Annotated in this window: 5 protein-coding genes and 1 pseudogene; all 6 read left to right on the top strand. The window is 73.5% G+C overall.

The features are described 5' to 3' along the window. Positions 1-380 (top strand): annotated as a pseudogene (locus GRC12_RS42800) (condensation protein); the annotation flags it as partial. Beyond that, complete coding sequence (locus GRC12_RS42795) at positions 377-1,117, top strand: class I SAM-dependent methyltransferase (RefSeq protein ID WP_208785842.1); 741 nt, start codon at positions 377-379, stop codon at positions 1,115-1,117. The pseudogene GRC12_RS42800 and the gene GRC12_RS42795, both read left to right, overlap by 4 nt. Positions 1,118-1,139: 22 nt before the next feature. Next, entirely contained in the window at positions 1,140-2,045 is a 906-nt protein-coding gene (locus GRC12_RS42790; protein WP_208785843.1) for a hypothetical protein, read from the top strand. Beyond that, positions 2,042-2,266, top strand: coding sequence for a Trm112 family protein (locus tag GRC12_RS42785; RefSeq protein WP_208785841.1), 225 nt, complete (start codon positions 2,042-2,044; stop codon positions 2,264-2,266). Before GRC12_RS42790 ends, GRC12_RS42785 begins: the two co-directional genes overlap by 4 nt. Further along, a complete protein-coding gene (locus tag GRC12_RS42780) occupies positions 2,263-3,093 on the top strand; it encodes an FkbM family methyltransferase (RefSeq protein WP_208785840.1) in 831 nt (276 codons plus the stop codon). The genes GRC12_RS42785 and GRC12_RS42780 overlap by 4 nt, the downstream gene beginning before the upstream one ends. Then, positions 3,059-3,538 (top strand): hypothetical protein (locus tag GRC12_RS42775; RefSeq protein WP_208785839.1); only part of this gene is annotated, 480 nt, incomplete at its 3' end. The genes GRC12_RS42780 and GRC12_RS42775, both read left to right, overlap by 35 nt.

Raw genomic sequence — 3,538 nt, 5'->3', positions numbered from 1 at the left:
CCCTCAAGTCCCTCCCCCGTCCCCAACTCGGCCACGGGGCAGCCCTGCTGACGGCCCCGGTCACTCCGGTGGCCTGGCGCGCGGCCCTCACCCGCGGTCTGCGCCGGGCCGCCGCCCCCTGGACCTCGACCACCCTGCTCAGCAACATCGGCCGCATCCCCTACCCCCTGGACTTCGGCGAGGAGGCCGGCCGCGCGCACGCCGTCTGGTTCTCGGCCCCCGCCCGGATGCCCCGGGGCCTCACCGTCACCACCGCCTCCACCGCGGGCCGGCTGCACCTGGCCCTGCGCTGGTCGCGCGCCCTGCTCAGCCACGGCGACGGCGCCCACCTCAGGGACCTGTTCGAGCACTACCTGCACTCGACGGAGGTCACCCCATGACGACCACCGCCCCCCGCCTAAAGGACCTCCGCGACTTCTACGAGGACCCGTCCGTCCCCGTCGCCTCCGGCACCCCCCGCAGCCTCCGCCAGGCCCGCATGCTCGCCGACGCCCTCGGCCCGGCGACGGGCGGGGGCACCCCGCGCACCGTCCTCGACATCGGCTGCGGCGACGGCACGGCGGCCGCCACCGCGGCCCCCCTGCTCCCCGGCCACCGCATCGTCGGCGTCGACTGGTCCCAGGACGCCCTCCGACGGGCCCGCGCCCACCTGTCGTACACCATCCGCGGCGAACTCACCGGCGGCGGACTGCCGTTCAGGACCGGCTCCGCGGACGCCGTGCTGTTCAGCGAGGTGATCGAGCACCTCGTCGACCCCGACGCGGCCCTCGACGAGATCCGCCGCGTCCTGCGCCCCGGGGGCCATCTCATGCTCTCCACGCCCAACTTGGCGGCCTGGTACAACCGCGCCCTGCTGGCGGCGGGGGTGCAGCCGGTGTTCTCCGAGGTGAGCCTGCGAGGGATCCACGGGCGGCCCGGGACGGAGGTCGTGGGACATCTGCGGCTCTACACCGCCCGCGCGCTGCGGGAGTTCGTCACCGCGTCCGGTTTCGAGGTCGTACGACTGGAAGGGGCCCCCTTCCACGGCGTACCGCGTCCCCTGCGCGCCCTCGACCGGCTGGCCTGCTCGAGACCGTCGCTGGCCTCGATCCTTCTGCTGCACGCGCGGAAGACCTAGGGGGCGCGCCATGTGGTGGGGAGTGATCGCGGCCCTGATGGCGAACACCCTGTACAGCCTCGGTTTCGTCCTGGAGAAGCGGGCCCTGACCTCGCTGCCCGAGGTGTCGATCCGGCAGCCCGCCCGGCTGCTGCGGCTGGTGCTGGGCAGTCCGCTGTGGATCGGCGGTTCCCTGGCCCTCGCCTCCGGCTTCGGCGCGCAGCTCGTCGTCTACCGGACGCTCCCGATCGCCGCCGCCCAGGGCATCTTCGTCTCCGGACTGGTGCTCCTGGTGCTGCTCTCCGCCCGGCTGCTGGGCGAGGAGACCACGGGCCGGGAACGGTACGCCCTCGGCGCGATCCTCGCGGCCCTGCTGATGGTCGTGCTCTCGCTCAAGGAGGGCTCGGACACGGTCAGCCGCAGCGCCCCGTACCAGCTGATCCTGTTGGTGTGCGTGCCGTCGCTGGCGGGTGGCGTGTGGCTGTACGGCGCCGCCGAGCGCCGCTCCCGGCACCGGCACCGCGCGCCGACGACCGGTGTCGAGTACGGCGTGGCGGTGGGCGTGCTGTACGGCGTCAGCTCGCTCGCGATCAAGGGCGTGTCGAGCTATCTGACCACAAGTGGGCTGGGCGGCGCGGTCGTTGGCGTACTGCGTTCTCCGTACCCGTACATCCTCATGTTCACCGGCGCGTTCGGCCTCGTCATGTCGCAGGCCGCGCTGCAGCGGTGCCGCGCCTCGCTGATCGTGCCGGTGTGCACGACGGTGACCTGTCTCTACACCGCCGTACTCGGCACGTTGTCGTTCGGCGAGGCGCTCCCCCACGACCCGCTGCGCCTGGCCCTGCGCCTCGCGGGTACCGCGCTCGCCATCTCCGTCCTGCTGGCCATGCCCAAGCACGACACCGCACCACAACAACCCCCCATCGGTGCCAAGGAGTTGACACCATGAACCGCGACGACCCGCTGCTGCGGATCCTGGCCTGCCCGCTGGACAAGGGCCCGCTGCACCTGCTCGTACCGGACGGGCCGGCGGCCGAGGAAGCCCTCTACAACCCGCGCCTGCACCGCCGTTATCCCATCGTCGACGGCATCCCGCAGCTGCTGCCCTCCTCCGGTGAGCAGGTGTCGGACGACGAGCACGAGGCTTTGCTGAAACGGATGGCACAGTGACCGGTTCCCGCACGGTGGCCGCCCGGCTGGCCCCCCTCCTCCCCGTCCGGCTGGTCGCCGCCACCGCCCGGGCCGTCTACCCGCGCTTCGAGCCCGAGCTGGCCCGTCTCGGCGAACTGTGTCCTGCCGACTGCCGGACGGCCGTGGACGTCGGCGGCTGGTACGGCCCCTGGACCCGCCGTCTGGCGAGACGGGCCCGCCGGGTGGTGACCGTCGAGCCGGTCCCGCACCTGGCCCGGCTGCTGACCTCCGCCGCCCCGCCGAACGTCCGGGTCGTCCAGGCCGCCGCCTCCGACCGCCCCGGCATCGCCCGGCTGTGGCTGCCCCCGGACGACGCGGGCGACCGGGGCGTGTCCTCCCTGGTCCGCCGGGACATCCACGCCCGTGCCCTGGACGTCCCCTGCGTCACCCTCGACGAACTCGGCCTGCGGGACGTCGGTTTCATCAAGATCGACGTGGACGGCAGCGAACTGGCCGTCCTGCGCGGCGCGACCGGCGTCCTGTCCCGCGACCGCCCGGCGCTGTTCGTGGAGCTGGAGTCACGCATCCAGCCCATCGCCCCGGTGGTGACGTACCTGTCGCTGCTCGGCTACGACGGCTGGGTGCTGCCCGGCACCAGCTGGGTCCCCCTCGCCCGCTTCCCCCTGGAGGCCCACCAGGCGTCCGTCCAGCACGTCGTCGCCCAGGGCCTGCTGGGCCGCGTCCTGCCCTTCCGCAGCCACCCCCGCTACGTCAACTCTGTCCTGTTCCTCCCGGACGGCCGCCGCCCCGGTGTCAGTGGCCTGAGCGACCATGGAGGACATGCCGTCCGCGAAGCGCCCCGCTAGTCCCTTCACACCCCTCGACTTCCAGCTGGTCCTGCTGCGCCGCATGGCCGACCACAACCCGGACCTGGTGGAGGACGCCCGGCACAGGCTGGGCGTCTCCATCGCGGACATGCGGGAGGCCAACAAGCGCTGGCAGGCGATGCTGCACTCCCCCCGGTCCCGCGCGGCGGCCTCCCGCTACCGCTCCGTCCTGGGCGCACCCGAGTCGGTGGTGCGGCGCCGGATCGGCGACCTGGACTGCGAGGCCCTGCTGTGGCCGGTCCCCCTCTGGCCCGACCTGCGCTTCGAGGTCCTGCTCGCACCCAACGGCGCGGTCTGGAACGAGTGGCTGATCCGTGCGCCGCACGCCCGGGGACCGCTGCTCAGGACGATCGCGGACCTGACCCCCTGGTCCTGCACGGTCGACGAGACCGCCCGCGCCTTCGCCCCCGCCCGCCCCCTGGAG

The organism is Streptomyces griseorubiginosus (assembly GCF_017614965.1).
Lineage (GTDB): Bacteria > Actinomycetota > Actinomycetes > Streptomycetales > Streptomycetaceae > Streptomyces > Streptomyces griseorubiginosus_B.
Note: the sequence above shows the minus strand (reverse complement) of the source record. Positions and strands in the feature narration are given on the sequence as shown.

What these genes read in the sequence shown, in the direction of transcription:
- GRC12_RS42785 (WP_208785841.1), top strand. Translation starts at nt 2,042, where the DNA reads ATGAACCGCGACGACCCGCTGCTGCGGATCCTGGCCTGCCCGCTGGAC.
- GRC12_RS42795 (WP_208785842.1), top strand. Translation starts at nt 377, where the DNA reads ATGACGACCACCGCCCCCCGCCTAAAGGACCTCCGCGACTTCTACGAG.